We start from the raw sequence: 25,984 nt of genomic DNA, 5'->3' as shown, positions 1-25,984 counted from the left end.
TGTTTGTAGCGGGCCTGCCGCATGGATATGTCCTCCCGATGCCCGGGGCTCGATGTCCCCACGCTGGATGTCCCTACGCCGGATGTCTCAACGATAGGGCGCATCGAGCTCCAGCCGCCGTGCCAGGACGCTTTCCCAGCGGTCGCCGTTGGCGAGCAGCTTGTCCTTGTTGTACATGAGTTCCTCCCGCGTCTCGGTCGCGAACTCGTAATTCGGTCCCTCGACGATCGCATCGACCGGGCATGCTTCCTCGCACAGGCCGCAATAGATGCACTTCGTCATGTCGATGTCGTAGCGCGTGGTGCGCCGCGACCCGTCATCGCGGGGTTCGGATTCGATGGTGATCGCTTCCGCCGGGCACGTCGCCTCGCACAATTTGCAGGCGATGCAGCGTTCCTCGCCGTTCGGGTAGCGGCGCAGGGCGTGCTCGCCACGAAAGCGGGGCGAGAGCGGTCCCTTTTCATAGGGATAGTTGATCGTCACCTTGGGCTTGAACATGGCCTTGAACGTGGCCCCCATTCCGGCCACGAGCTCGGCCAGAAGGAAGGAACGGACCGTCCGGTCGAAATGTCCCATCAGCTTGCTCCTCCCTGGGGCAGAAGCCCGGTCGCCAGCAGGAAGCCCGCCGTCAGCACCATCCACACCAGCGAGAACGGAAGGAACACCTTCCATCCCAGCCGCATCAGCTGGTCGTAGCGGTAGCGCGGGAATGTCGCGCGCACCCAGATGAAGACGAACAGGCAGAACAGGATCTTCGCGATCAGCCACAGCGGCCCCGGGATCCAGGTGAAGGGCGCGATCCCCACCGGCGGCAGCCAGCCGCCCAGGAACAGGATGCTGACCATCCCCGACATCAGGAACATGTTGGCGTATTCGCCCAGGAAGAAGAGACCGAAGGCCAGCGCCGAATATTCGACGAAGAAGCCGGCCACCAGTTCACTCTCGCCCTCGGGCAGGTCGAACGGCGCGCGGTTGGTTTCCGCCAGCGCCGAGATGAAGAAGACGATGAACATCGGGAACATCGGCAGGCAGAACCAGACATGGCGCTGCGCGAGGACGATGTCGTTCAGGTTCAGGCTGCCGACCGCCAGCAGGACCGAGACGATGACCAGGCCGATCGAGACCTCGTAGGACACCATCTGCGCCGCCGAGCGCAGGCCGCCCAGGAAGGCGTATTTGGAGTTGGACGCCCAGCCCGCGATCAGGATGCCGTAGACCCCCAGCGAGGAAATCGCGAGCAGGTAGAGTATCCCGACATTGATGTTCGCTATCGCCCAGCCGTTATTGGTGGGAATGACCGCCCAGGCGACCATGGCCAGCGAGAAGGTCAGGAACGGTGCGAACAGGAACAGGAACCGGTTGGCCCCGGACGGGATCACCGTTTCCTTGGTGATCATCTTGATCGCGTCGGCAAAGGCCTGCAGCACGCCGAACGGGCCGTTCACGTTCGGCCCCTTGCGGAGTTGCATCGCCGCCATGACCTTGCGTTCCCCGAGGGTCAGGTAGGCGACCCCCAGCAGCAGCGGCACCAGCACGGCCAGGGCCTCGAGGACCGTCAGGATCACCTGACCGATCAGGGTGTGCAGAAAGAAATGCGCCACGTCGCCTTACTCCGCCGCCAGGGCCCGGGGGGGGACATAGATCCGCGAACATTCGCCCATCGTCGGACTGGCCCGGCAGATCGGATTCGTCTGGTAATAATCGTCGAAGACCGGGCGGAACGGCGCCGACGATACCGCGCGCGGATCGCCGGCCGGCCCGGTCAGGCCCGAGACGTCCACCGCGTCCCGCCCCCCGATCACCCGGAAGACCGGGTTGACGGCAGCCAGATGCTCGCGCAGGGCTTCCAGCGTGTCGTAGGGCAGCGTCTTGCCCACGACCTCGGAAAAGGCGCGGAGAATACGCCAGTCCTCGCGCGCGTCGCCCGGCGGCATGACCGCGCGGAACGACCGCTGGACCCGGCCCTCGGTATTGACATAGGTGCCGGATTTCTCGGCGTAGGTCGCGCCGGGCAGGATCACATCCGCCCGGGCCGCGGCCGCGTCACCGTGATGGCCCTGATAGATGACGAAGGTCTCGGGCCCGATCTGGGCGGTGTGGAATTCGTCCGCGCCCAGCAGCCACAGCACTTCCACGCCGCCGCTCATCATCCCCGCGACGCTGCGGCCGCCCTGCCCGGGCACCAGGCCTAGGTCGAGGCCGGCCACGCGGCTGGCCGCGTTGTGCAGCACGTTGAACCCGTTCCAGCCGGCGCCGATCGCGCCCACCGCCTGCCCCAGCGCCCAGCTTGCCGCCAGGATCGCCTGCGCGTCCTCGCGCACCAGGGCGCCGTGGCCGACGATGATCATCGGCCGCTTCGCGGCCTTCAGCGTATCGGCGAAGGGGTGCGTGCCGTCCAGGAGGGCGGTCAGCACGTCCGGCCCATCCCCGAGGACCTGGGCCGCATAGGTCGGGTCGGCCGTGGGGGCGCCGATCAGGCCGATCGGGAACCCGCCCCGCCCCGCCGCGACGAAGCGCTTGCGGATGCGCGCGTTCAGGACCGGTGCTTCCTGCCGGGGAACGGAGCCCACGATCAGCAGCGCGTCGGCGTCCTCGATCCCGGCGATGGAACTGCCGAAAGTATAGTAGGCGCGGCTGGACAGGTCGTACTGCGCGCCGTCCTGCCGGCAGTCGATGTTGCGCGAGCCCAGCGCCGTCATCAGGTCCTTCAGCGCCAGCATGCTTTCGGCGTCGCACAGGTCACCGGCGATGGCGCCGATCCTGTCACCCGCCACGCCGTCCAGCCGGCGGCCGATGGCGACGAAGGCCTCCTGCCACGAGACGGAGTGCAGCTTGCCGTGCACGCGGACCCAGGGGCGATCCAGGCGGCGGTGCTTCAGCCCGTCGACCGAGAAGCGCCCCTTGTCCGCCAGCCATTCCTCGTTCACCTCGTCGTTCACGCGGGGCACGGCGCGCAGGACGGCGCTGCCGCGCGCATGCAGGCTGATATTGGTGCCGACGGCGTCACAGACGTCGATCGAATCCGTGCGCTTGAGTTCCCACGGCCGTGCGACGAAGGCGTAGGGCTTCGATGTCAGCGCGCCCACGGGGCAGATGTCGATCAGGTTGCCCGACAGTTCCGATGTCAGGGCCTTTTCGACGTAGTTGGTGATTTCCATGTTCTCGCCGCGCGAGACGGCGCCCAGTTCGGGCACGCCCGCGATTTCGGTGGCGAAGCGCACGCAACGCGTGCACTGGATGCACCGCGTCATCACCGTCTTGACCAGCGGGCCGAGATATTTGTCCTTCACCGCCCGCTTGGCTTCCTGGTAGCGCGAATGGTCCGCGCCGTAGCCGAACGCCTGGTCCTGGAGGTCGCACTCGCCGCCCTGATCGCAGATCGGGCAGTCCAGCGGATGGTTGATCAGCAGGAATTCCATGACCGCGCGCCGCGCCTTGCGCACGATTTCCGTGTCGGTCAGGATTTCCATCCCTTCCGACACCGGAAAGCCGCAGGACGCGACGGGCTTCGGCGCGCGCACCACCTGTACCAGGCACATGCGGCAATTGCCCGCGACGGACAGCCGTTCATGAAAACAGAAGCGCGGAATTTCCTTGCCCGCGGCCTCGCACGCCTGCAACGCGCTGGACCCGCCGGGAACTTCGACCGGAATCCCGTCGACGGTAACCTTCACCATCGCCCTTACTCCGCCGCCACGGGGATACCCGGGGGCACCTGCGTGATCTGACCGCCGCCGTGGGTGGCCTTGTAGGCCCGGATCCGCTCCTCCATCACCGGGCGGAAATGCCGGATCAGGCCCTGGATCGGCCATGCCGCCGCATCGCCGAGGGCACAGATCGTGTGCCCTTCGACCTGGCGCGTCACCTGTTCGAGCATGTCGATTTCCTCGATTTCGGCCCGGCCTTCGACCATGCGGTGCATGACCCGCATCATCCAGCCCGTGCCTTCGCGGCAGGGCGTGCACTGGCCGCAGCTTTCATGCTTGTAGAATTGCGAGAAGCGGGCGATGGCGCGGATGACGTCGGTGGATTTGTCCATGACGATCATGCATGCCGTGCCCAGGCCCGACCGTTCGGCCCGCAGGCTGTCGTAATCCATCAGCACGGTCTCGCAGACCGAGGCCGGCAGCAGCGGGACCGAAGAGCCGCCCGGGATCACCGCCAGCAGGTTGTCCCAGCCGCCGCGCACGCCACCGCCATGCTTTTCGATGATGTCCTTCAGCGGAACGCCGAGTTCTTCCTCGAACACGCAGGGCGTGTTCACGTGGCCCGATATGGCCATCAGCTTGGTGCCCGCGTTGTTCGGGCGTCCCAGCGACGAGAACCACGTAGCCCCGCGCCGCAGGATGGTCGCGGCGACGGCAATGCTTTCCACGTTGTTCACCGTGGTCGGGCAGCCATACAGGCCCATTGCCGCCGGGAAAGGCGGCTTCATCCGGGGCTGGCCCTTCTTGCCTTCCAGGCTTTCCAGCAGCGCGGTTTCCTCGCCGCAGATATAGGCGCCGGCGCCGCGATGAATGTAGAAATCGAAATCCCAGCCCGAGCCGGCGGCGTTCTGGCCGATCAGGCCGGCGGCATAGGCCTCGTCGATCGCGATCTGCAGATGCCGGGCTTCGTTGAAGAATTCGCCGCGAATGTAGATGTAGGCGACATGCGCCCCCATGGCGAACGAGGCGATCAGCGCGCTCTCGATCAGCTTGTGCGGGTCATGGCGCAGGATCTCGCGATCCTTGCAGGTGCCGGGTTCGGATTCGTCGCCGTTGATCACCAGGTAATGAGGACGGCCGTCCGAATTCTTGGGCATGAACGACCATTTCACGCCGGTGGGGAAGCCCGCGCCGCCCCGGCCGCGCAGGCCGGACGCCTTCATCTCGTTGATGATCGCATCGCGCCCGCGGGCGATGATCTCGGCCGTGCCGTCCCAGTCGCCGCGCGCCCGGGCGCCGGCCAGGCGCCAGTCCTGCTGACCATACAGGTTGGTGAAGATCCGGTCCTTGTCCTGAAGCATTGCCGTCTCTCCCGCTCAACCCTGGTCCGACCGGCTGTCCGCCGGACTGTCCGTCAGCGTCTTGCGCCCCCCCGCGGGGGCGGCACCCATTCTATCGATGGTCGGGCCCGGCTTCGGGCGATCGCCGCGCCGCAGCGCCTCGATCAGTTCGATCGTGCGCGGTCCGTCCAGATCCTCGTAGAAATCGTCATCCACCTGCAGGATCGGCGCGTTGGAACATCCCCCCAGGCATTCGACCTCGGTCAGGGTGAACAAACCGTCGGCGCTGGACTGGCCGAAGGCGGAGATGCCGGTGGCCTTCTTGCAGGCCGCGACCACGTCGTCCGAACCGCGCAGCCAGCACGAGGTGGTGGTGCAGACCTGCAGGTGATAGCGGCCGATCGGCTTGGTGTTGAACATCAGGTAGAAGGTCGCAACCTCGTAGACGCGGATCGGCGCGACCTCCAGCCGGCGGGCGATCTCGTCCATCGCCACCCGGGGCACCCAGGCGCTGCCGGTGACGCGGCCCATCTGCTTCTGCGCGACATAGAGCAGCGGCAGCGTGCCGCTGGCTTTGCGCTCGGGCGGGTACTTGACCAGGATCGTGGCGATCTCGGCCTCGCTCTCGGCATCGAAGGCGAAGGAGGAAGGCTGCTCGATCTGGTCAATGGGGGAGTGAGCGGACATCTCTTTCACCTGTCAATCTCGCCGAACACCAGGTCCAGCGACCCGATGATCGCCACCGCGTCGGCCAGCATGTGGCGGCGCGACATCTCGTCGATGGCCTGCAGATGGGCGAAGCCGGTCGGCCGGATCTTGCACCGGTAGGGCCGGTTGCTGCCATCCGCGACCAGATAGACCCCGAATTCGCCCTTGGGGCTTTCGACCGCCGTATAGGTTGCCCCCGGCGGGACGTGGTACCCTTCCGTGAACAGCTTGAAATGATGGATCAGGGCTTCCATCGACCGCTTCATCTCGCGCCGGGGCGGCGGCGTGATCTTGTGGTCCTGGATCTTGATCGGGCCGGGCTTCATCTGGGCCAGGCACTGTTCGACGATCCGCACGCTCTCGCGCATTTCCGCGACGCGGATCAGGTAGCGGTCGTAGCAATCGCCCTGGCGCGCGACGGGGATGTTGAACTCGACCTTGTCGTAATTGTCATAGGGCTGGGCGCGGCGCAGGTCCCACGGCACGCCCGAGGCGCGCAGGCACGGACCGCTGAAGCCCCAGGCCAGCGCCTGCTCGGTCGTGAAGATGCCGATCCCGACCGTGCGCTGCTTCCAGATCCGGTTGTTGGTCAGAAGCGATTCCAGATCGTCGATCCAGGCCGGGAACTGGCGCGCCCATTCGGCGATCCGATCCTCCAGCCCCGCCGGAAGGTCACGCGAGACCCCGCCGGGACGGAAGTAATTGGCATGAAACCGGGCGCCCGACGCGGCCTCGTAGAACTCGATCAGCTTTTCGCGTTCCTCGTAGCCCCACAGCGCCGGGGTCACCGCGCCGCAATCGAGCCCGAGCGCCGTCAGGTTCAGGATATGGTTCAGGATCCGGGTGATTTCCGCGAACATCACGCGAATCCATTTCGCGCGATCGGGAATGTCGATCCCCAGCAGCTTTTCGGTCGCCAGCGCGAAAGCCTGCTCCTCGCACATCGGCGAGACGTAATCGAGCCGGTCGAAATACGGCAGGGCCTTGGGATAGGTCTTGTATTCGATCAGCTTTTCGGTGCCGCGATGCAGCAGGCCGATATGCGGAATGGCGCGGGCGACGACCTCGCCCTCCATTTCCAGGACCAGGCGCAGCACACCATGGGCGGACGGATGCTGCGGGCCGAAATTCAGGGCGTGGGAATCGATTTCCACCGTGTGGGTCGCGGCCGCCGCGGCCTCGCCACCGGGCAGCAGGGATTCCGGAATATCCTCATGAAGGACAATGTCGCTCATCGTCCGCCTCCCCTCACCTTGCGCATGCATGTCCCGGTCATCGCGGCAGCTTCAGCCCCTGGCGGGTTTCATGCGCCTTCTCGTCGCCCGGCAGGGTCAGGATACCTTCCCAGGGCGATTCGAAATCGAAATTGCGGAAATCCTGCGTCAGTTTGACCGGCTCGTAGACCACCTCGCGCCGGTCTTCGTCGTACCGCACCTCGACATAGCCGGTCAGCGGGAAATCCTTGCGCAGCGGATGCCCTTCGAAACCGTAATCGGTCAGGATACGGCGCAGGTCCGGCTGGCCCGAGAACAGGACCCCGAACAGGTCGTAGCATTCGCGTTCCCACCACGTCGCCGCGGGCCACAGATGATGGACGGACGGCACCGGATTCGTCTCGTCGGTCGTGACGATGACCCGAATCCGATGGTTCAGCGTCACCGACAGCAGGTTGTAGACGACGTCGAAACGCTCGGTCCGCGCCGGATAATCCACCCCGCACAGATCCATGAGCTGCTCGCACGCATAGCGTGGATCGTCGCGCAGCATGCCCATCAGCGCGATCAGGTTGTCGCGTCCGGTGCGCACGACCAGCTCGCCCCCTTCGATCGCCGCGGACTGGATGCCCGGCACCGAGGTGGAGAGTGCGAACGCCAGGGACCCCAGGGCCCCGAATGCCCGGGTCGTCCGGGCCATCAGATCCGTTCCGGTGTCAGCCACGGAGAATCGTCCCTGTCCTGCGAATTTTCTTCTGCAGTTGAAAGATGCCGTAGATCAGGGCCTCGGCCGTCGGCGGGCAGCCGGGGACGTAGACGTCCACCGGCACGATCCGGTCGCAGCCGCGCACCACGGAATAGGAATAATGGTAATATCCCCCGCCATTGGCGCAGGAGCCCATCGAGATGACCCAGCGGGGCTCGGCCATCTGGTCATAGACCCGGCGCAGGGCCGGCGCCATCTTGTTGGTCAGGGTGCCCGCCACGATCATCACGTCCGACTGGCGCGGCGACCCGCGGGGGATGATGCCCATCCGGTCCAGGTCGTAGCGCGGCATGTAGGCGTGGATCATTTCAACGGCGCAGCAGGCCAGACCGAAGGACATCGGCCACAGGCTGCCGGTTCGGCCCCAGTTCACCAGCTTGTCCAGGCTGGCGACGACGAAGCCCTTCTCGGTGATTTCGCCGGTGATGCCCTTGATGACGGCATCCTGCTCCGGCCCCGGAGGCAGCATCTCCCTGTTCCAGGCGATGGCGTCCTGGCCCTCGCCCGTCGCGTTCGCGGCACTCATGCCCGTGTCTCCTTGCCGTACATCAATCCCAGTCCAGCGCGCCCTTGCACCATTCGTAAATGAACCCGACCGTCAGGATGCCCAGGAAACCCATCATCGACAGGAAACCGAACAGGCCGATCCGCGACAGGCTGACCGCCCAGGGAAAGAGAAAGGCGACCTCGAGATCGAAGATGATGAACAGGATCGCCACGAGGTAGAATCGCACATCGAAGCGATGCCGCGCGTCATCGAACGCATCGAACCCGCATTCGTAGGCCGATACCTTTTCGGCATACGGCTTCTGATGGCCGAACAGAAGGCAGCTTCCCAGCATGGCGCCGGCGATGACGACGGCCAGCACGCCGAAGATGAGGACCGGAAAGTAATCCGCGAGGACGGACTGCATGTTGCTTCCCCTGACTGGTGGCACGCCGTTCCGACGTCATGACGAAAACAGGGCTTCGACATGGCCGACAGGTTAGACCCAACATCCGGATGCGACCAGTGTGCGATGCACCATGGAATGGTGAACATTCCCGTGATGATGAAAAAACGCGCGTATCCGCGCGTTTACCACGATTTACTTGCGTGGCAATCAAATTCCGCATCAGATTTTTTCATGAATATTGGAGCGGGCAAGAAATGATCCGCTGGGCGCCGGTCGGCATCTTCAACGATGCGACCCTGGCGCGAGTGACGGGGCTCGAACCCGCGACCTCCGGCGTGACAGGCCGGCGCTCTAACCAACTGAGCTACACCCGCGAAGGCGTGAGCCGGTGTTTAGCCATCCCCCCGGGACGCGTCAACCGACGAGCAGGATTTTTGTTCGAACTATCCGAGGTATGGGACCCCGGCATGGTGGGCGATGACGGGATCGAACCGCCGACCCTCTCGGTGTAAACGAGACGCTCTACCGCTGAGCTAATCGCCCCAAAGACGGAAAAAAATAAAAGGGGCCACGGCACGACGCGCGGCCGGCCAGGCCCCTGCCAAAGTCAGCGCGTGATCAGCTCACGGCCTCCTTCAGGTTCTTGCCCGGCTTGAAACGAACCGAGGTGGACGCCGGAATGTCGATTTCCTCGCCCGTACGGGGGTTGCGACCCTTGGCTGCCTTGCGCGTCGCCGTCACGAACGTGCCGAAACCCACCAGACGCACTTCCTGCTTCTTCGACAGGGCCTTCTCGATAGCGCTGAACACGGCATCGACCACTTCTCCGGCCTTTGCCTTCGGCAGATCAGCGTCGTCGGCCACGGCGGCGACGAGTTCCTGCTTGTTGAGTGGCTTCTCCATTTTACGCCTTTCTTTCACTGCGCGCGCGCCAGGACCGATATGATTGCCTACGCCGCATTGGGCCGCACTATGCAGCCGTTTTTCGCGGCGTCAACCGACCAGCCCGCCCGGTCCGGCGGAAAACCCGGCCAAATCGGAGGGCTGGTGCGTTTTTGACACATTCAATGCGGCAGGGACGAGGCAGCTATTCCCGCGGCGGGGGCCGAAGCGGCGACGGGCTCGGGCGCTTCGCTCCACTCGATGGGTTCGGGGCGCGTCACCAGGGCCTGGCTGATCACGTCGTCGACATGGGCGACCGGCAGAATCCGCAGGCCCTTCTTCACCGTGTCGGGAATGTCGACCAGGTCCTTCTCGTTGTCCTTGGGGATGAAGACCGTCTTGATGCCGGCCCGATGGGCGGCCAGCAGCTTTTCCTTCAGCCCGCCGATGGCCAGCACCCGGCCACGCAGGGTGATTTCACCCGTCATCGCCACGTCACGCCGCACCGGAATACCGGTCAGCACGCTGACCAGCGACGTCGCCATGGCGATGCCCGCCGACGGACCGTCCTTGGGAGTCGCCCCTTCGGGCACGTGGACATGCAGGTCGCGCTTTTCGAACAGGGTCGGCTTGATGCCGAACGTCACCGCGCGGCTGCGGACATAGGACAGGGCCGCCGCCACGCTTTCCTGCATCACGTCACCCAGCTTGCCCGTCTGCTTGACCGCGCCCTTGCCCGGCACCATCACGCTCTCGATGGTCAGGATCTCGCCCCCGACCTCGGTCCAGGCCAGGCCGGTCACGACGCCGACCATGTCCTCGGCCTCGGTCTCGCCATAGCGGAACCGCTTCACGCCCGCGTATTTTTCCAGGTTCTTGCGCGTGATGGAGACCTTCTTGGCCTTGCCCGTCACGATCTCGCGCACCGCCTTGCGGGCCAGGGTCGCGATTTCGCGTTCCAGGTTGCGGACCCCGGCCTCACGCGTGTAGCTGCGCACCAGTTCGCGCAGGGCGTCGTCGCTGACCGACCATTCGTCGGCACGCAGGCTGTGGGCCTCGCCCTGCTTGTTCAGCAGGTGCCGCTTCGCGATTTCGACCTTCTCGTCCTCGGTGTAGCCGGACAGGCGGATGACCTCCATGCGGTCCAGCAGCGGCTGGGGCATGTTCAGGCTGTTGGCCGTGGTCACGAACATGACGTCGGACAGGTCGTAATCGACCTCCAGGTAATGGTCGGCGAAGGTGGAATTCTGTTCGGGGTCCAGGACCTCGAGCAGCGCCGAGGACGGATCGCCGCGCCAGTCGGCGCCCAGCTTGTCGATTTCATCCAGCAGGAAGAGCGGATTGGACGACTTGGCCTTCTTCATCCCCTGGATGATCTTGCCGGGCATCGAACCGATATAGGTCCGGCGATGCCCCCGGATCTCGGCCTCGTCCCGCACGCCGCCCAGCGACATGCGCACGTAATGCCGCCCCGTCGCCTTGGCGATCGACCGCGCCAGCGAGGTCTTGCCCACGCCCGGCGGCCCGACCAGGCAGAGAATCGGTCCCTTGATCTTCTTGGCACGGCTCTGGACCGCCAGATATTCCAGAATCCGCTCCTTGACCTTCTCCAGCCCGTAATGGTCGGTATCCAGCACCTTCTCGGCACCGTCCAGGTCACGACGGACCTTGGACGGCTTCTTCCAGGGGATGCTGAGGATCCAGTCGAGATAGTTGCGCACCACCGTCGATTCGGCCGACATCGGGCTCATGGTCCGCAGCTTCTTCAGCTCGGCCAGCGCCTTGTCGCGCGCTTCCTTCGGCAGGCGGGTCTTGGCGATGCGCTCTTCCAGCTCGGCGGTCTCGTCCTTGCCTTCCTCGCCCTCGCCCAGTTCCTTCTGGATCGCCTTGAGCTGCTCGTTCAGGTAGTACTCGCGCTGCGTCTTCTCCATCTGCCGCTTGACGCGGTTGCGGATTCGCTTTTCCACCTGCAGGACGCCGATTTCGGCTTCCATATGCGCGAAGACGCGTTCCAGCCGGGCGTTGACGCCCGGGATCTCCAGGATTTCCTGCTTCTCGGCGATCTTCAGGTTCAGGTGGCTGGCGATCGTATCCGCGAGCTTCGACAGATCCTCGATCTGGTTCAGCGACACCAGGACCTCGGGCGCGATCTTCTTGTTCAGCTTGATATATTGCTCGAACTGCGACACGACCGTGCGGCCCAGCGCCTCGCCTTCGCTGCCGCTGGCCGGGTCCTCGGCCACGGGTGCGATCTCGGCCTCGAAATGGCCGTCGATGTCGTGCAGCGCGGTGATGTGGGCGCGGCGGCTGCCCTCGACCAGCACCTTGACCGTGCCGTCAGGCAGCTTCAGCAGTTGCAGGATCGTCGAGACCGTGCCGTAGCGATAGATGTCGTCGGCCGCCGGATCGTCCTGCGACGCGTTCTTCTGCGCGACCAGCAGGATCTGCTTGTCATGCTTGGTCACGGCCTCCAGGGCGCGAACCGATTTCTCGCGGCCGACGAACAGCGGAACGATCATGTGCGGGAACACGACGATGTCGCGCAACGGCAGCACCGCCATCATCCCGGGGTCGGAGTCGGACACCGCCTGCGCGTCATCGGTGGTTTCGGGCGCGTGGACGGAGGTTTCCGCCTCGGCCGCAACGGACTGGTCGCGGTTTAGCCGTTTGGAATCGGACCGATTGGAATCGGGCATATCGTGTGACCTCCTGAAGGACGATCCCGGGCGGGCATCCAGACGCGGCCTGCACCACCCGGCGTGTCGCTGACGCGATCACCTGAGAGATATGTCGTCATTCGGGACCGCCACGGCAAGACCCCCGAATGACGGGGAAGGAACAGGCGAACCGGACCAGGCGGGCAGAGCCCGGTTCGCCGTGTGGAACGGGATGACCTTGCCGGGGCACCCCTGGAAAGCGGAAATCAGGCCGATTGTTCGGCCGGCTTCTCCTTGCCGTAGACATAGACGGGGCTGGTCTTGCTTTCAGCCACGTCCTTGTTGATCACGACCTCGTCCACGTTCTCCAGCCCCGGCAGGTCGAACATCGTGGACAGCAGGATGCTTTCCATGATCGCGCGCAGGCCGCGCGCGCCGGTCCGGCGCGCGATCGCGCGCAGCGCCACCTGCTTCAGCGCATCGTCGGTGAAGGTCAGCTTCACGCCTTCCATCTGGAACAGGCGCGCGTACTGCTTCACCAGCGCGTTCTTGGGCTTGGTCAGGATCTCGATCAGCGCGGCCTCATCGAGGTCCTCGAGCGTCGCGACCACCGGCAGGCGGCCGATGAATTCCGGGATCAGGCCGAATTTCAGCAGGTCCTCGGGTTCGACGTCGCGCAGGATCGCGCCGGTGCGCCGTTCGTCGGGGGACTGCACGTCCGCGCCGAATCCGATGCCCGAGCCCTTGCCCCGCGCGCTGATGATCTTGTCCAGCCCCGCGAACGCGCCGCCGCAGATGAACAGCATGTTGGTGGTGTCCACCTGCAGGAATTCCTGCTGCGGATGCTTGCGGCCGCCCTGGGGCGGAACCGAGGCCACCGTGCCCTCCATGATCTTCAGCAGGGCCTGCTGCACGCCCTCGCCGCTGACGTCGCGGGTGATCGAGGGGTTGTCGGACTTGCGTGAGATCTTGTCGATTTCGTCGATATAGACGATGCCGCGCTGCGCGCGCTCGACATTGTAGTCGGCCGCCTGCAGCAGCTTGAGGATGATGTTCTCCACATCCTCGCCGACATAGCCGGCCTCGGTCAGCGTCGTCGCGTCGGCCATGGTGAAGGGCACATCGAGGATACGCGCCAGCGTCTGGGCCAGCAGCGTCTTGCCCGAACCGGTCGGCCCGACCAGCAGGATGTTCGACTTCGCGATTTCGACGTCGTTGTTCTTCTGGCTGTGGGCCAGGCGCTTGTAATGGTTGTGGACCGCGACCGACAGCACCTTCTTGGCGTAGAACTGCCCGATCACGTAATCGTCCAGGACCTTGCAGATCTCCTTGGGAGTCGGCACGCCGTCGCGCGACTTCACCAGGTGCGTCTTGTGCTCCTCACGGATGATGTCCATGCAGAGTTCGACGCATTCGTCGCAGATGAAGACAGTCGGACCAGCGATCAGCTTCCGGACCTCATGCTGCGACTTGCCGCAGAACGAGCAATACAGTGTGTTCTTCGAATCGCTGGATTTGTTGTTCATAACCGCTCCTACCCCCGGGATGCCGGGCCGCGTGGCGCCCGGACCGGGGTCGAAAATCCTGACTCACGACAGGGTTTCATCAACCCTGCCCAAGCCCGCGGGCGCCGCCAAGCTAAAAAAGCGTGCCCGCCCCCGCCCCTCAGCTCTTGGCCGATGCCGGAGCCGCGTGATTGCGTACCACTTCGTCCACGATGCCAAAGGCCTGGGCCTCTTCGGCCGACATGTAGCTGTCGCGTTCCAGCCTGCGCTCGATATCCTCGAGCGTCTGGCCGGTATGGGTCTCGTAGATCTCGTTCAGGCGCTGGCGGATCGTCAGGATCTCGCGCGCCTGGATTTCGATGTCGCTGGCCTGCCCCTGCGCGCCGCCCGAGGGCTGATGCACCATGACCCGTGCGTTCGGCAGGGCGAAGCGCCGCCCCTTCTCGCCGCCGGCCAGCAGCAGCGAGCCCATGGATGCCGCCTGGCCGATGCACACGGTGCTGACCGGGCTGCGAATGTACTGCATCGTGTCGTAGATCGCGAGTCCGGCCGACACGACGCCGCCCGGGCTGTTGATGTAGAACGAGATTTCCTTGGTCGGATTCACGCTCTCCAGATACAGGAGCTGCGCCGACACCACGGCGGCCACCTGATCGTAGACCGGCCCGGTCAGGAAGATGATCCGTTCCTGCAGCAGGCGGGAATAGATGTCGAAGGCCCGTTCCCCGCGCGAGGTCTGCTCGACCACCATGGGCACTAGGGCGCTGCTGAAAATCTCCACGGGATCCCGATCCCTCATAGTATCATTCCCGTTCCTGAAACGCGAAGACCCGACGCACCGCCTGGGAACGGCGCCATGGGCGCCGGTCGAAGCCGGTGGCCGGGTCGTTCCCCGGTTATTCTGGATAAGATAGAGATAAACCGTGCGGATACCACCCCGCCGCCATCATTTCATGGCGATAAATCCGGCGAAGGGCGGTCCTCCGCGCCCGGCGCGCGCTGCGCGCCGGGGCGTTCCATCCAGGACCCGCGCCGCTCAGAGGTCGGCGGGCGGGATCTCGGCCAGTTCCTCGGGGGTGACGTCCTTGTCCTCGACCGTCGCCAGCTCGATCACATAGTCGACAACCTTGTTCTCGAAGATCGGGCCACGGAGGCTCTCGGCGGCCTGCGGGTTCTTGCGGAAGAACTCGAACACCTGCTGTTCCTGGCCGGGATAGCGCATGGCCTCGGCCCGGATGGCCTGCAGCATCTCGTCCTGCGAGACGGTGATGGCGTTGGCGCGGCCGATCTCGGCCAGCAGCAGGCCCAGCTTCACCCGCCGTTCCGCGATCTTGCGGTAGTCGGCGCGCAGGGTGTCCTCGTCCTTTTCCTTGTCTTCCTCGTCCAGCTCGCCGGCCTTCCGGTCGGCTTCGACGCGCTGCCAGATCTGCGCGAACTCGGCCTCGACCATGCCCTGCGGGGCCTCGAAGTCGGTCTTCTCGGCCAGGGCGTCCAGCAGCTCGCGCTTGATGCGCAGGCGCGACAGCTGCTCGTATTCCTGCTCGACCTGCCTGGTGATCAGTTCGCGGACCTGTTCCAGCCCCTCGAATCCGATCTTCTTCGCCATCTCGTCGTCGATCTCGACATCGACCGGGCGCTTCAGCGCCTTGGCGGTGATGTCGAAGGTCGCTTCCTTGCCCGCCAGGTTCTCGGCCGAGTAATCCGCCGGGAAGGTCACGGTGATGACCTTCTCCTCACCCGGGGACATGCCTTCGATCTGCTCGGCGAATCCGGGGATGAAGCCCGCGCCGCCGAGTTCGACATTGACGTCCTGGGCGGTGCCGCCCTCGAACGCCACGCCATCGACCTTGCCGACGAAATCCACGACCACGACGTCGCCCTGCGCGGCCGGACGGACGTCCTCGATCGTCTCGAAATCGCGCTGGCGGCTGGCGATGTCCTTCAGCGCCTTGTCGATCGTCTCGGCGTCCGGGGTGGCCTTCAGGCGGGTCAGCGACAGGGTGGACAGGTCGGGCTGCGCGATGTCCGGCAGCAGTTCGACCTCGACCTTGAATTCCAGGTCGGCCTTGCCGCCCGGCTCGGCACCCGCCACCAGGTCGACGCGCGGCTGCATCGCCGGACGCAGGCCACGCTCGTCCATCAGCGCGCGCGTGGCGTCGCTGACCGCCTGTTCCAGCACCTCGCCCTGCACGGCGTCGCCGTAGCGCTGCTTGACGATGCTCAGGGGCACCTTGCCGGGACGGAAGCCCGGCAGGTTCATGGACTGCCCCAGTTCCTTCAGGCGGGCGGTCCGCTTGCTCTCCAGTTCGCCGGCGGGCACCGTGACGGTAAATCCGCGCTTCAGGCCGGCGGAAAGCGTTTCAGTAACCTGCATCTGCCAGGCCATCCTCTCGGTCAGAACTTCATAGAACGCACGGGGCCCTTCGGGCCGGCATCCGCGCGCGACTGGCCGGGCTGGTGCGGGCGGAGGGACTTGAACCCCCACGACTTGCGCCACCAGAACCTAAATCTGGCGTGTCTGCCAATTCCACCACGCCCGCAACGACGCCCGGTCTTCCAAGGGCGCGGCTTTAGCGCACGAGACCCGATCCGGCAAGCCGACAATGCCGATAGGCCGGGCGCCGCGCGCCCAGTTCCACCGCCCGCGCCCGCGCGGCGCCCAGATGCTGGTCGAACTGTTCGGCCAGCGGCCAGGGGCCGGCCCGCATCCCGGCTTCGCCATGCATCCACACCCCGGCGCAGGCGGCCGGCCACGGCTCCATCCCCGCCGCCAGCAATGCCGCGATCACCCCGGTCAACGTGTCGCCCGACCCGGCGGTGGCCAGCGCCGAGGACGCGTGGGCATTGATCGCGACCCGCCCGTCCGGCGCGGCGACCACGGTATCGGGGCCCTTCAGCACCACCACCGCGCCGGTTCGCGCGGCGGCGGCGCGCGCGGCCGCCGGCCTGTCGTCGCCGGGATGGCCGAACACGCGGGCGAATTCCCCGGCATGCGGGGTGATCACCGCCACCCCCCGCAGCCGGTCCGGCTGGTCCGCCGCCACGGCAAAGGCCCCGGCATCGGCCAGCACCGTGCGCCCCGCCCCGACCAGGATCGGCAATGTATGATCGACCTCGTCCACCGTCAGGCCGGGGCCGCAGACCCAGACCGCGCGGCGCCGGTCGGCCAGCAGGTCGGTCAGGTCGCCGCCATCGACCACCAGCCCGGGTTCGCCCAGCCGGTACAGATCCGCTGCCGCCCCCGCCGCCAGACGCACCAGCCCCGCGCCCGCCGCCCGGGCCCCGGCGGCGGACAGGCGGGCGGCGCCCGGCATCGTGGCGCCGCCGCAGATGCTGACGACGCCGCGCGCGTATTTGTGACTGTCCACCGCGTCGCCCGGCACCCGCCACAGCCCTGGCTCGTTCCGCCAGGTGCGGATGTCCACCGCGTCCCAGACCGTGTCGGGCATGCCGATATCCGCCACCACCAGCCGCCCCAGCCGCTCGCGCCCCGGCAGCAGCAGATGGCCCGGCTTGGCGCGCACGAACGTGACCGTCATTTCGGCGTGCGGGGCATAGCCCCGGACCGCGCCGGTGCCGCCGTCGATGCCGCTGGGCATGTCCACCGCGACCACGCGGCGGGCCGCCGCCAGCACCGATGCCAGGCCGGCATCGATATCGCGGCTGAGGCCGGCGCCGAACACCGCATCGACCACGAGGTCGGCCCGCGCGGCCTCTTCCGCCGTGAAGGGTACGCGGGGGCCGCGCCAGTCGGCGGCGGCGGCGGCCGCGTCCCCGCCCGGACGGGGCGGCGCCAGGGCGGCGACCGCGACCGGCCAGCCGGCCTGGACCAGCCGGCGGGCGGCGACATAGCCGTCGCCGCCGTTATTCCCCGGGCCGCATAGGACCAGCACCCGGCACGGCCTGACATGCCGCAGCACGGCCCGCGCCACGGCCCGGCCCGCGTTTTCCATCAGGTCGCGCACCGGCACGGTGCGGCTGGCGGCGCGGTCGATCAGCCCCATCTGCGTGGGATCGGGAAGAAGAAGCGACGTACAGGTACCATCCATCGCGCGATATCACTCCCGTTTGCTGCCGACTTGCGCGGCGGTCCGGAATTAGCGATCAAGCATACCATCGGCGTGCACGGCAGGTCACCCGAGCTATCCCCGATCTCAGCGGAGCAGACATGTCCCATTCGATCCTCTGGAGCCTCGTGCTCGCCATCCACCTGATCGGAATGACCGCCTGGGTCGGCGGCATGGTCTATGCCGTCTTCATCGTGCGGCCCAGCCTGGGACTGCTGGATGCGACACAGCGCGCCTCGGTGCACCTGCAGACCCTGACCCGCTTCTTCCGCATCGTCTGGCACACGATGCCGACGGTTCTGGTCACCGGATGGCTGATGATCCTGCATGAGGGCGGCTTCGCCGCCGTGTCGTGGCAGGTGAACGCGATGCAGGTGCTGGGCCTGGCGATGGCGGCCCTGTTCGCCCGGATCTATTTCGGCCCGTTCCAGAAGGTCCGGCGCGCCATCCGCCCGCAACCCGCGACCTTCGACAGCATCCGGTCGCTGGTGATGATCAATATCGGAATGGGGTTCCTGACCATCCTGGCCGCCGCGATGGCGCGCGGGCTGTAGGCCCCGCGCGCCGCGCCCGCTACAGGACCGGCAAGGGGGCCGCGCCCATCACCGTGATGCGCCCGGCGCTGAGGATCGCCGCGGTGTTGATCAGCGAGAGGTGGGAGAACGCCTGCGGGAAATTGCCCACCTGCCGCCCGGTCACGGCGTCATATTCCTCGGCCAGCAGGCCGAGATCGCTGCACAGCGCCAGCAGCCGGTTGAACAGGGCATGGGCTTCCTCCATCCGTCCCTGGGCGACATAGGTATTCACCAGCCAGAACGAGCAGGCGATGAACGAGCCCTCGCCCCCCGCGACACCCTCGACCGCATGGTCGGGAAGGTAGCGGCGGACGAATCCGTGCTCGTCCAGCAATTCGCGTTCGATGGCGGCGATGGTGCCGGCCACGCGCGGGTCCTCGGCGGGCAGGAAGCCGACGACCGGGATCAGCAGCAGCCCGGCATCCAGCCCGCTGCCGCCAAAATACTGCACGAAGCTGTTCTTTTCGGTGTTGAAGCCCTCGCGGCAGACCGTGTCGTGGATTTCCTGCCGCAGGGCCTTCCATTCCTCCAGCGGGGCTTCCAGCCCGTATTTCTCGACATCGCGAATCGCCCGGTCGAATGCCAGCCAGCAGGAGATCTTGGAGACCGTGAACTGGCGCCGGCCGCCCCGCACCTCCCACATGCCCTCGTCGGGCTCCTTCCAGATCGTGGCCAGGTGCGTCAGCAGCCCGACCTGCAGCCGCCAGCCGTCGGTGATCGCGGACAGGCGCGTCTGACGCGCGACATGCAGGGCGGAGATCGCCTCGCCATACACGTCGAGCTGCAATTGCCCGGCGGCGGCGTTGCCGATCCGCACAGGGGTCGAGCCCGCATAGCCCGGCAACCACCCGGCCTCCCATTCGTTCAGCAGGCGTTCACCGCCGATGCCGTACATGATCTGTACCTGGTCGGGACTGCCGGCGACGGCGGCCTGCAGCCAGTTGCGCCATTCCATCGCCTCCTCATAATAGCCGCCGGCCATGATCGCGATCAGGGTCAGCGAGGCGTCGCGCAGCCAGCAATAGCGGTAATCCCAGTTGCGACCGCCGCCCAGTTCCTCGGGCAGCGAGGTGGTCGGGGCGGCGACGATTCCGCCCGTGGGCTGATAGATCAGCGCCTTGAGCGTCAGCAGCGACCGCCGCACCACCGGCGCGTGCTCGCCCTGATAGGTGCAGCGCGAGATCCAGTCCGCCCAGAACTGTTCCGTCCGGCGCAGCGCGGCCAGCGCGTCGATCGGGTCCGGCACCGGGCCGTGCGATTCCAGGTGCGTCAGCACGAACGGCACCTGGTCGCCCTCGGACACGATGAAGCGGGACACGGTGTGGCGGTCCTCGCCATGCAGGGCGACGGGGCAGCGCAGCACGCAGCGCGACGGGCCCGCAATGGCGGTGATGCCCATATTGTCCGGCAGGCGCGTGACCCAGGGTACGGACAGGCCGTAATCGAAGCGCAGCACCAGCCAGTTCAGGACCGGAACCGAGCCCCTTCGTCCCTCGACGATGCGGATCAGGGTCGGGGTTTCGGTGCCGATGGCCATGAAATCCAGGACCGCGATCGCGCCGGTACGGGTTTCGAACACGGTTTCCAGCACCATGCCCTGCTCGCGGTACGAGCGGGTGATCGAAACCGGCTCGCCGCCGCGTTCGTCGTCCGGGGCCAGCAGCCAGTGCCCGTTCTCGCCATCGCCCAGCAGGGCGGCGAAACAGGCCGGACTATCGAATCGTGGCCAGCACAGCCAGTCGATCGATCCGTTCCGCCCCACCAGCGCACAGCTTCGACCATCGCCGATCAGCCCGTAATCCTCAATTTTCAGCGGCTCGACAGTGACCACGACACCTCCAAGGGACACGACGCCAGGACCCGTTGCAACCCGATACGCATGAACCCGTATCCCCAACGCTCCGCGCTTGATTTTCGTTCCGTTTGTCGATAGGGACAGACACGCGGAATCGGGGGATTCGCCTTCATTTTCGCAAGGCCCTGCTTCGTTGCAGGAAAAACAGGCCGAAATGCCTGCCGAACCGCATCGTGGCGGAACGAACGGGACCACACCACTGACACGTTCGAGAGAATTTTGAGCGCCAAGACGAATGCCTCCCCTTCGGCCGCGCAAGAAGCCGAAGCCCATCCCGTCGCCCTCGTTCCGTCCGCCACGGACGCAGAGTCGCCCGCCGACGAATCGCCTGTTCCGGATGCCGGGGAGTCCGCCGCCCCGCAACCGCTCTTTTCCGACCTGGGGCTGTCCGACCCGATCCAGCGCGCGATCGACGACATGGGATACCGCCATCCCACGCCGATCCAGGCGCAGGCCATTCCTTATGTGCTGATGGGGCGCGACGTGCTGGGCGTGGCCCAGACCGGGACAGGCAAGACCGCGTCCTTCACCCTGCCGATGCTGGAAATCCTGTCCGGATCACGGGCGCGGGCGCGCATGCCGCGATCGCTGATCCTGGAGCCGACGCGCGAGCTGGCGCTGCAGGTGGCCGAGAATTTCGTCAATTACGGCAAGTATCTGAAGCTGAATCACGCGTTGCTGATCGGCGGCGAGAGCATGGCCGAGCAAAAGGACGTGCTGAATCGCGGCGTCGACGTGCTGATCGCGACTCCGGGCCGGCTGATCGACCTGTTCGAGCGCGGCGGCCTGCTGCTGACGCAGACGCGCCTGCTGGTGATCGACGAGGCCGACCGCATGCTGGACATGGGGTTCATCCCGGATATCGAGAAGATTGTCGCCATGCTGTCGCCCGTGCGGCAGACGCTGTTCTTCTCGGCCACCATGGCGCCGGAGATCCGCCGCCTGGCGGACATGTTCCTGCAGAACCCCAAGGAAATCACCGTCAGCCGCCCGTCCTCGGTCGCCACCACCATCGAGACCGGGCTGGTCGTCGTCGACGAGGCCGACAAGCGGCGGGTGCTGCGCCGCATGCTGCGCGACGACGCGGTGCAGAACGCCATCGTGTTCTGCAACCGCAAGCGCGATGTCGATGTCCTGTACAAATCGCTGGTGAAGCATGATTTCTCGGCCGGGGCGCTGCATGGCGACCTGCCGCAGTCGGTCCGTTTCGCGACCCTGGAGCGTTTCAAGTCCGGCGAACTGAAGATCCTGGTCTGTTCGGACGTGGCCGCGCGCGGCATCGATATCGGCGGCCTGTCGCATGTCTTCAATTTCGACCTGCCGTTCCATGCCGAGGATTACGTCCACCGGATCGGCCGTACCGGCCGCGCCGGGCGATCCGGCCATGCCTACAGCCTGGCGACCCCGTATGACCGCGCGCTGGCCGAGGCCATCGAAACGCTGATCGGCCATGCGATTCCCCGGCTGGAGGTCGAAGGCGTGACCCAATTGGAATGGTCCGAGGAATCGGGCACCCGTGGCGGGCGTGGCCGTGGTCGCGGCAAGGGCAAGGCCCCGGACCGGCGGGGCGGCAAGCCCGACCGCGCCCGGAACGACGCCACGCCGGTCGAGGACAAGGCCGAACCCGTCGCGCCCCCCCAGCCCGTTTCCGCCCCCGTTCCGCCCCCGTCCCCCGCGGCCGTCCCCGCCGAGGCGGCGTCGCCGCGCCGGTCCGGCCCGAACCGCCAGCGGGACCGCGATCGCGACCGGCATGCCGAGGACGGGATATCCGGCCAGAACGGGACGGTCATCGGGTTCGGCGACGACGTCCCCGCCTTCATGACGCTGCCCCGGCGGGGCCCCGCCATCGTGCCCGGTGTCGATGAGGTGATCGACGAGACGGCCTGAGAAAGGCCGGGGCCCTGCCCTTCGAAACCCCATTCGCCTGGATGACATGACGATCGAAGCCGATATCGCCCTTCTGGGCACGGACGGGGACGGCATTGCCCGCACCGCCGAAGGCGACCGCCTGTTCATCCCCGGCGCGCTGCCGGGCGAGCATGTCCTGGCCGACCGGGTGGACGAACGCACCGCCCACCTGACATCCATCCTGCGGCCCAGCCCGGACCGGGTGACGCCGCCCTGCCCGCTGTTCGGAACCTGCGGCGGATGCGCGATCCAGCATCTGTCGCTGGCCGCCGCGCTGGACTGGAAGGCCGGGCTGGTCGTCCATGCGCTGGAGCGCGCCGGATTCGCCGCCCCCGCGATCACCGGAACGGTCCAGAGCCCGCCCGGATCGCGCCGGCGGATCGACCTGGCGGTCCGGCGCCGGCCGGAGGGCGTATGCATCGGGCTGCATGCCCGGCGCGGCGACGTGGTGGACCTGACCGCCTGCCCGGTCCTGGAACCGGCGCTGTTCGCCCTGCTCCCGGCCCTGCGTGCCGTGATGCAGTCGCTGGGGGCCCTGCGGCGCGACGGTGACGCCCTGATCAACATGCTGGATTCAGGCCCCGACCTGCTGCTGGCGACCGACGGCCCGCTGGAAGCGGCGGACCGTGCCAAGCTGGCGTCCTTTGCCCGCGACCACCGGATTCCCCGCATCGCCTGGCGCCGTGCGGGCACGACGGACGTGCCGGAAACCGCCGCCCAGACCGCGTCGGTTCGGCATGAACTGTCCGGCGTCGCCACCATGCCGCCGCCCGGCGCGTTCCTGCAGCCGACGCGCGAGGGCGAGGCCGCGATCATCGCCGCCGTACTGGCCGGCCTACCGCGCCGACTGGTGCGGAAGGATACGGTGATCGAACTCTATGCCGGGTGCGGCACGCTGTCCTTCGCGCTGGGGCAGCACGTGCGCACCCTGGCGTTCGAGGGACAGCCCGACGCGGTCGCGACCCTGCGCCGCGCCACGACGGGCACGCGCGTGGTCGCCGAACAGCGCGACCTGAACCGCCAGCCGGTGATGGCGCGCCAGATTGCCGACGCGCGGGCGGTGGTGCTGGACCCGCCTTATACCGGGGCCGGGGCGCAGATGGCCGAGATCGTCGCCGGCCGGCCGGAGCGAATCGTCTATGTCAGTTGCAATCCGCAGGCGCTGGGCCGCGACGCCGCCGGACTGCAGGCGGCGGGCTATCGCCTGGACGGCGTGACGATCATCGACCAGTTCCTGTGGTCGACCGAGGTCGAAGCCGTCTGCGTCTTCACCGCCCCACCCGCCCCCCGCCGCCGGACGCGGTAATCACGGCGCTTTGGGTGACGACAGGGCCTGCCTTGCGCTAGGCTTGACCTGCTGTTCTGCATCAAGACGGTCTGTCCGGCCGGAGAGCCTGCCGCTGACGAAACCGGGCTGTGCCCGTCACGCTGGTATCGAACGTCCATCGGAAGCGATCGGGGCGGGTATGGCGAGCAAGGATGAACCGGATGAAGCCGAAACAACCGCGTCCAGTGTCGCGACGGCCCTGATCCGGATTTACGGCGCGGTGGCCATCGGCACGATCCGACGCCATATCAGCCGGTGCGTGGAGGACAACCTGACCGACGAGGCCGAATTCTGGCTCCGGGTCAGGAACCGGGCCACCGTGCTGCTGAGAACGTCCCGCTGGAAAAGCGACACGATCCATTGATCGGTCACATTCCACTGCAATTCCTGTTACGCTCCGAGTCCGACATCTTAGGAAAGTGGACTCATGACCACACGCAGGTTCTTCATTATTTTCGGCCTTGTCGGACTATTCAGCGGCACGGCGATCATGCCCGCCTCGGCCCAGCTTGCCGCGCCCGCCCTCCGTCACGGCGAGGGGGTTCGCATTGCCGCGGCGCTGAGCAACCGCGACCGGCCGGAGGCGGACCGTGCGGCGGACGCAAACCGCAAGCCCGCCAGCCTGCTGGCTTTCGCCGGCGTCAGGCGCGGGATGAACGTCGCGGACATCATGCCGGGCCAGGGCTATTTCACGCGGATCTTCAGCAATCTGGTCGGCGCGGGCGGCCATGTCTGGGCGGTGGTCCCGGCCGCGCGCCTGGCGCAGAATCCCAGGGCGGCGGACGCGGTCAAGGCGATTGCCGCCGATGCATCCTTCGGCAACGTCACCGCACTGGTCCAGAAGCTGGATGCGCTTTCGTTTCCCAAGCCCCTCGATCTCGCCTGGACATCGCAGAATTATCACGACGTCTATTACGGCGCCGGACCGGATGCGGCGCTCGCCCTCGACAAGGCGGTTTTCGCGTCACTCCGGCGGGGCGGGACCTTCATGGTGGTGGATCATGTCGCCAATCCCGGCATGACGCCGGACGCGGTCCGCAAGCTGCATCGGATCGACCCCGCCATCATCCGCCAGCAGGTCGAGGCCGCCGGCTTCCAGTTCGAGGGCGAGAGCAAGCTGCTGGCCAATCCCGCGGATTCCCACACCCTCACGGTCTTCGACCCGTCGATTCGCGGCCATACCGACCAGGTCGTGCTGAAATTCCGCAAGCCCTGATCCTCAAGAAGAACAGGAGGGGACCGAATCTGCTGCTGGACCTGGCAGGCGCGCCGGACCTGCAGCAGGCCCGCCAGGCCGGGCTCTTTCCGCTGACTCTCGGGGACCCGGGATCAGACGTGGAAGCTCTCGCCGCAGCCGCAGCGTCCCTTTTCGTTGGGATTGCTGAAGGTGAAGCCGGATTCGAGCTGTCTGGTCTCGTAATCCATCGTCGTGCCGATCAGGAACAGCGTCGCCTTGCGGTCCACCAGCACGGTCACGCCCTTGTCGGTCACGACCTCGTCCCCGGGGCCGGCGGCATCGACGAAGTTCATGTCGTAGGCGTGGCCCGAGCAGCCCTTGGTCGAGACCGCGATGCGCAGCTTCTGGCCGGCATGCGCGGTTTCGTACAGCACGCGCAGCCGGTCGGCCGCCCGGTCGGTCAGCGCCATCAGCGGTGGCAGGGGCCGCGCGGGGCGCGAGGGCGTGGCCGTGTGTTCGGTCGGAAGGGTCATAGGCGTCCTCCTGGGAATGATCAGAACATGTTCAGGGCCAGGCGGGCATCGTCGCTCATGCGCGACATGTCCCATGGCGGGTCCCAGACGATTTCGACATCGGCGCTGGTCACGCCCGCGACGGCGCGCACGGCTTCCTGCACCTGGGCCGGCAGTTCCTGGGCGCTGGGGCAATTCGGGGCCGTCAGCGTCATCTCGATATGCACGGCACCGTCGCGGTGCAGGTCGATGGCGTAGATCAGGCCCAGTTCGTAGATATTCACGGGAATTTCCGGATCGTAGACGCTGGCGATCGCGGCGATCACCGAATCCTCGTCCGGGGCATCCGATTCCGTCCGCGCGTCGGCGGCCGGCATGTCGTCCGGCGTCCAGCTTTCGACCGATCCCCCCTCGGCCGTCGCGGGGGGAGCGAACGAAAATGCCTCTTCCGCCGGTCTGGTCGCGGGTTCGTCCATCGCTTCCGTCTTCTCGGGTTGTGCGTTCATCCGCCTCATCCCTCCTTCGACTCGTTCAACGCGTCATCCAGCGCCGACCACGGCAATGTGGCGCAGCGGATTCGCGAGCGGTGCCGGTGCAGGCCGGCGAAAGTCGCCAGTTCGGGGTTCGGCGCGTCGCCCCCGGTCCGCAGCATGTCGGTGAAGGCGCGGGACAGAACCCCCAGTTCCGCGACGCTGCGCCCCGGCGCCAGGTCGGCCATCATATCGGCCGAGGCGACGCAGATGGCGCATCCCCGTGTCTGATGCCGGACCATCACGACCCGGCCCGCCGCGTCCAGCGTCACACCCAGCCGCACCCGGTCGCCGCACATCGGATTCGTGCCCTCGCCCTGATGGGTCGCCCCGTCCAGCGGGCCGGCATGAACGGGCGCGCGGGCCCGCTCGATCACCTGCCGCTGGTAGAGCCCGTCCTGGTCCATCGTCCTCTTCC

24 protein-coding genes and 3 tRNA genes are annotated in these 25,984 nt (G+C 66.7%); 5 read left to right on the top strand and 22 right to left on the bottom strand.

Annotated features, from left to right (window positions below):
- Positions 1–87: 87 nt before the first annotated feature.
- The 18 genes from nuoI to GDIA_RS16680 all read right to left on the bottom strand — a co-directional run bounded on the left by nuoI (position 88) and on the right by GDIA_RS16680 (position 17,664).
- Positions 88–576, bottom strand: a complete 489-nt coding sequence (gene nuoI, locus GDIA_RS16765) for an NADH-quinone oxidoreductase subunit NuoI (RefSeq protein WP_012227315.1) — start codon at positions 574–576, stop codon at positions 88–90.
- Positions 576–1,601 carry an NADH-quinone oxidoreductase subunit NuoH gene (gene nuoH / locus GDIA_RS16760; RefSeq protein WP_012227317.1) on the bottom strand — a complete coding sequence of 342 codons (1,026 nt, stop codon included), beginning with the start codon at positions 1,599–1,601 and terminating at the stop codon, positions 576–578. The genes nuoI and nuoH overlap by 1 nt, the downstream gene beginning before the upstream one ends.
- 6 nt (positions 1,602–1,607) lie before the next feature.
- Positions 1,608–3,677, bottom strand: coding sequence for an NADH-quinone oxidoreductase subunit NuoG (nuoG, locus tag GDIA_RS16755; RefSeq protein WP_012227319.1), 2,070 nt, complete (start codon positions 3,675–3,677; stop codon positions 1,608–1,610).
- A 5-nt stretch (positions 3,678–3,682) separates the two neighbouring features.
- A complete protein-coding gene (nuoF, locus tag GDIA_RS16750) occupies positions 3,683–5,008 on the bottom strand; it encodes an NADH-quinone oxidoreductase subunit NuoF (protein ID WP_012227321.1) in 1,326 nt (441 codons plus the stop codon).
- A 15-nt stretch (positions 5,009–5,023) separates the two neighbouring features.
- Positions 5,024–5,674 (bottom strand): complex I 24 kDa subunit family protein, encoded by a 651-nt coding sequence (locus GDIA_RS16745; RefSeq protein WP_012554887.1) that lies wholly within the window; start codon positions 5,672–5,674, stop codon positions 5,024–5,026.
- Between the two features lie 5 nt (positions 5,675–5,679).
- Positions 5,680–6,930, bottom strand: coding sequence for an NADH-quinone oxidoreductase subunit D (locus GDIA_RS16740; RefSeq protein ID WP_012554886.1), 1,251 nt, complete (start codon positions 6,928–6,930; stop codon positions 5,680–5,682).
- 37 nt (positions 6,931–6,967) lie between these two features.
- Complete coding sequence (locus GDIA_RS16735; protein ID WP_012227327.1) at positions 6,968–7,609, bottom strand: NADH-quinone oxidoreductase subunit C; 642 nt, start codon at positions 7,607–7,609, stop codon at positions 6,968–6,970.
- A gap of 16 nt (positions 7,610–7,625) precedes the next feature.
- Positions 7,626–8,201, bottom strand: coding sequence for a NuoB/complex I 20 kDa subunit family protein (locus GDIA_RS16730; RefSeq protein WP_012227329.1), 576 nt, complete (start codon positions 8,199–8,201; stop codon positions 7,626–7,628).
- 22 nt (positions 8,202–8,223) lie between these two features.
- Positions 8,224–8,589: an NADH-quinone oxidoreductase subunit A gene (locus GDIA_RS16725; protein ID WP_012227331.1), complete on the bottom strand. Its 366-nt coding sequence runs from the start codon at positions 8,587–8,589 to the stop codon at positions 8,224–8,226.
- 279 nt (positions 8,590–8,868) lie between these two features.
- Positions 8,869–8,945: transfer RNA gene (locus GDIA_RS16720), tRNA-Asp, on the bottom strand.
- Between the two features lie 94 nt (positions 8,946–9,039).
- Positions 9,040–9,114, bottom strand: a tRNA-Val gene (locus tag GDIA_RS16715).
- 75 nt (positions 9,115–9,189) lie between these two features.
- The gene (locus GDIA_RS16710) at positions 9,190–9,474 is read right to left on the bottom strand and encodes an HU family DNA-binding protein (RefSeq protein WP_012227333.1); all 285 of its coding nucleotides are present in this window, start codon (positions 9,472–9,474) and stop codon (positions 9,190–9,192) included.
- A gap of 161 nt (positions 9,475–9,635) precedes the next feature.
- Entirely contained in the window at positions 9,636–12,017 is a 2,382-nt protein-coding gene (gene lon / locus GDIA_RS16705; RefSeq protein ID WP_244455147.1) for an endopeptidase La, read from the bottom strand.
- 359 nt (positions 12,018–12,376) lie between these two features.
- Positions 12,377–13,636 (bottom strand): ATP-dependent Clp protease ATP-binding subunit ClpX, encoded by a 1,260-nt coding sequence (gene clpX / locus GDIA_RS16700; protein WP_012227337.1) that lies wholly within the window; start codon positions 13,634–13,636, stop codon positions 12,377–12,379.
- Between the two features lie 139 nt (positions 13,637–13,775).
- On the bottom strand, positions 13,776–14,414 hold the full coding sequence (locus tag GDIA_RS16695; protein ID WP_012227339.1) for an ATP-dependent Clp protease proteolytic subunit: 639 nt from the start codon (positions 14,412–14,414) through the stop codon (positions 13,776–13,778).
- Between the two features lie 237 nt (positions 14,415–14,651).
- A complete protein-coding gene (gene tig / locus GDIA_RS16690) occupies positions 14,652–15,989 on the bottom strand; it encodes a trigger factor (protein WP_012227354.1) in 1,338 nt (445 codons plus the stop codon).
- Between the two features lie 81 nt (positions 15,990–16,070).
- A tRNA-Leu gene (locus GDIA_RS16685) sits at positions 16,071–16,155 on the bottom strand.
- Positions 16,156–16,185: 30 nt separating this feature from the next.
- Positions 16,186–17,664 (bottom strand): bifunctional ADP-dependent NAD(P)H-hydrate dehydratase/NAD(P)H-hydrate epimerase, encoded by a 1,479-nt coding sequence (locus tag GDIA_RS16680; RefSeq protein ID WP_012227356.1) that lies wholly within the window; start codon positions 17,662–17,664, stop codon positions 16,186–16,188.
- A gap of 119 nt (positions 17,665–17,783) precedes the next feature.
- On the opposite strand from GDIA_RS16680, the gene GDIA_RS16675 reads away from it, so the two are divergent.
- A complete protein-coding gene (locus GDIA_RS16675) occupies positions 17,784–18,236 on the top strand; it encodes a CopD family protein (protein WP_012227358.1) in 453 nt (150 codons plus the stop codon).
- A gap of 19 nt (positions 18,237–18,255) precedes the next feature.
- Here GDIA_RS16675 and GDIA_RS16670 read toward each other — a convergent pair whose 3' ends face one another.
- Positions 18,256–20,088, bottom strand: a complete 1,833-nt coding sequence (locus GDIA_RS16670; RefSeq protein WP_012554884.1) for a glycoside hydrolase family 15 protein — start codon at positions 20,086–20,088, stop codon at positions 18,256–18,258.
- 243 nt (positions 20,089–20,331) lie between these two features.
- On the opposite strand from GDIA_RS16670, the gene GDIA_RS16665 reads away from it, so the two are divergent.
- The 4 genes from GDIA_RS16665 (at position 20,332) to GDIA_RS16650 (ending at position 24,563) form a co-directional block, all read left to right on the top strand.
- Entirely contained in the window at positions 20,332–21,999 is a 1,668-nt protein-coding gene (locus GDIA_RS16665) for a DEAD/DEAH box helicase (RefSeq protein WP_012554883.1), read from the top strand.
- Positions 22,000–22,045: 46 nt separating this feature from the next.
- Positions 22,046–23,326 carry a class I SAM-dependent RNA methyltransferase gene (locus tag GDIA_RS16660; RefSeq protein ID WP_012227364.1) on the top strand — a complete coding sequence of 427 codons (1,281 nt, stop codon included), beginning with the start codon at positions 22,046–22,048 and terminating at the stop codon, positions 23,324–23,326.
- 160 nt (positions 23,327–23,486) lie between these two features.
- On the top strand, positions 23,487–23,711 hold the full coding sequence (locus tag GDIA_RS16655; RefSeq protein WP_012554882.1) for a hypothetical protein: 225 nt from the start codon (positions 23,487–23,489) through the stop codon (positions 23,709–23,711).
- 63 nt (positions 23,712–23,774) lie between these two features.
- Entirely contained in the window at positions 23,775–24,563 is a 789-nt protein-coding gene (locus GDIA_RS16650; RefSeq protein WP_012227368.1) for a class I SAM-dependent methyltransferase, read from the top strand.
- A 113-nt stretch (positions 24,564–24,676) separates the two neighbouring features.
- Here the strand turns inward: GDIA_RS16650 and GDIA_RS16645 are convergent, their stop codons facing one another.
- From GDIA_RS16645 to sufU, 3 genes are read right to left on the bottom strand one after another with little or no spacing between them, the layout of a single operon-like run.
- On the bottom strand, positions 24,677–25,057 hold the full coding sequence (locus tag GDIA_RS16645; RefSeq protein ID WP_012227370.1) for a HesB/IscA family protein: 381 nt from the start codon (positions 25,055–25,057) through the stop codon (positions 24,677–24,679).
- 20 nt (positions 25,058–25,077) lie between these two features.
- Positions 25,078–25,512 carry an SUF system Fe-S cluster assembly protein gene (locus GDIA_RS16640; protein WP_041249851.1) on the bottom strand — a complete coding sequence of 145 codons (435 nt, stop codon included), beginning with the start codon at positions 25,510–25,512 and terminating at the stop codon, positions 25,078–25,080.
- A 35-nt stretch (positions 25,513–25,547) separates the two neighbouring features.
- Positions 25,548–25,973 carry a Fe-S cluster assembly sulfur transfer protein SufU gene (gene sufU / locus GDIA_RS16635; RefSeq protein ID WP_012227375.1) on the bottom strand — a complete coding sequence of 142 codons (426 nt, stop codon included), beginning with the start codon at positions 25,971–25,973 and terminating at the stop codon, positions 25,548–25,550.
- Positions 25,974–25,984 lie beyond the last annotated feature (11 nt).

Origin of the sequence: Gluconacetobacter diazotrophicus PA1 5, from assembly GCF_000021325.1 — a bacterium.
Taxonomy (GTDB): domain Bacteria; phylum Pseudomonadota; class Alphaproteobacteria; order Acetobacterales; family Acetobacteraceae; genus Gluconacetobacter; species Gluconacetobacter diazotrophicus.
This window is presented reverse-complemented; position numbering and strand designations above follow the sequence as displayed.

Coding starts and splice junctions, on each gene's coding strand:
- nuoI (WP_012227315.1), bottom strand. CDS start 576: ATGGGACATTTCGACCGGACGGTCCGTTCCTTCCTTCTGGCCGAGCTC.
- nuoG (WP_012227319.1), bottom strand. CDS start 3,677: ATGGTGAAGGTTACCGTCGACGGGATTCCGGTCGAAGTTCCCGGCGGG.
- nuoF (WP_012227321.1), bottom strand. CDS start 5,008: ATGCTTCAGGACAAGGACCGGATCTTCACCAACCTGTATGGTCAGCAG.
- GDIA_RS16745 (WP_012554887.1), bottom strand. CDS start 5,674: ATGTCCGCTCACTCCCCCATTGACCAGATCGAGCAGCCTTCCTCCTTC.
- GDIA_RS16740 (WP_012554886.1), bottom strand. CDS start 6,930: ATGAGCGACATTGTCCTTCATGAGGATATTCCGGAATCCCTGCTGCCC.
- GDIA_RS16735 (WP_012227327.1), bottom strand. CDS start 7,609: ATGGCCCGGACGACCCGGGCATTCGGGGCCCTGGGGTCCCTGGCGTTC.
- GDIA_RS16730 (WP_012227329.1), bottom strand. CDS start 8,201: ATGAGTGCCGCGAACGCGACGGGCGAGGGCCAGGACGCCATCGCCTGG.
- GDIA_RS16725 (WP_012227331.1), bottom strand. CDS start 8,589: ATGCAGTCCGTCCTCGCGGATTACTTTCCGGTCCTCATCTTCGGCGTG.
- GDIA_RS16710 (WP_012227333.1), bottom strand. CDS start 9,474: ATGGAGAAGCCACTCAACAAGCAGGAACTCGTCGCCGCCGTGGCCGAC.
- lon (WP_244455147.1), bottom strand. CDS start 12,017: ATGATGGCGGTGCTGCCGTTGCGCGACATCGTCGTGTTCCCGCACATG.
- clpX (WP_012227337.1), bottom strand. CDS start 13,636: ATGAACAACAAATCCAGCGATTCGAAGAACACACTGTATTGCTCGTTC.
- GDIA_RS16695 (WP_012227339.1), bottom strand. CDS start 14,414: ATGAGGGATCGGGATCCCGTGGAGATTTTCAGCAGCGCCCTAGTGCCC.
- tig (WP_012227354.1), bottom strand. CDS start 15,989: ATGCAGGTTACTGAAACGCTTTCCGCCGGCCTGAAGCGCGGATTTACC.
- GDIA_RS16680 (WP_012227356.1), bottom strand. CDS start 17,664: ATGGATGGTACCTGTACGTCGCTTCTTCTTCCCGATCCCACGCAGATG.
- GDIA_RS16675 (WP_012227358.1), top strand. CDS start 17,784: ATGTCCCATTCGATCCTCTGGAGCCTCGTGCTCGCCATCCACCTGATC.
- GDIA_RS16660 (WP_012227364.1), top strand. CDS start 22,046: ATGACGATCGAAGCCGATATCGCCCTTCTGGGCACGGACGGGGACGGC.
- GDIA_RS16655 (WP_012554882.1), top strand. CDS start 23,487: ATGGCGAGCAAGGATGAACCGGATGAAGCCGAAACAACCGCGTCCAGT.
- GDIA_RS16650 (WP_012227368.1), top strand. CDS start 23,775: ATGACCACACGCAGGTTCTTCATTATTTTCGGCCTTGTCGGACTATTC.
- GDIA_RS16645 (WP_012227370.1), bottom strand. CDS start 25,057: ATGACCCTTCCGACCGAACACACGGCCACGCCCTCGCGCCCCGCGCGG.
- GDIA_RS16640 (WP_041249851.1), bottom strand. CDS start 25,512: ATGGACGAACCCGCGACCAGACCGGCGGAAGAGGCATTTTCGTTCGCT.
- sufU (WP_012227375.1), bottom strand. CDS start 25,973: ATGGACCAGGACGGGCTCTACCAGCGGCAGGTGATCGAGCGGGCCCGC.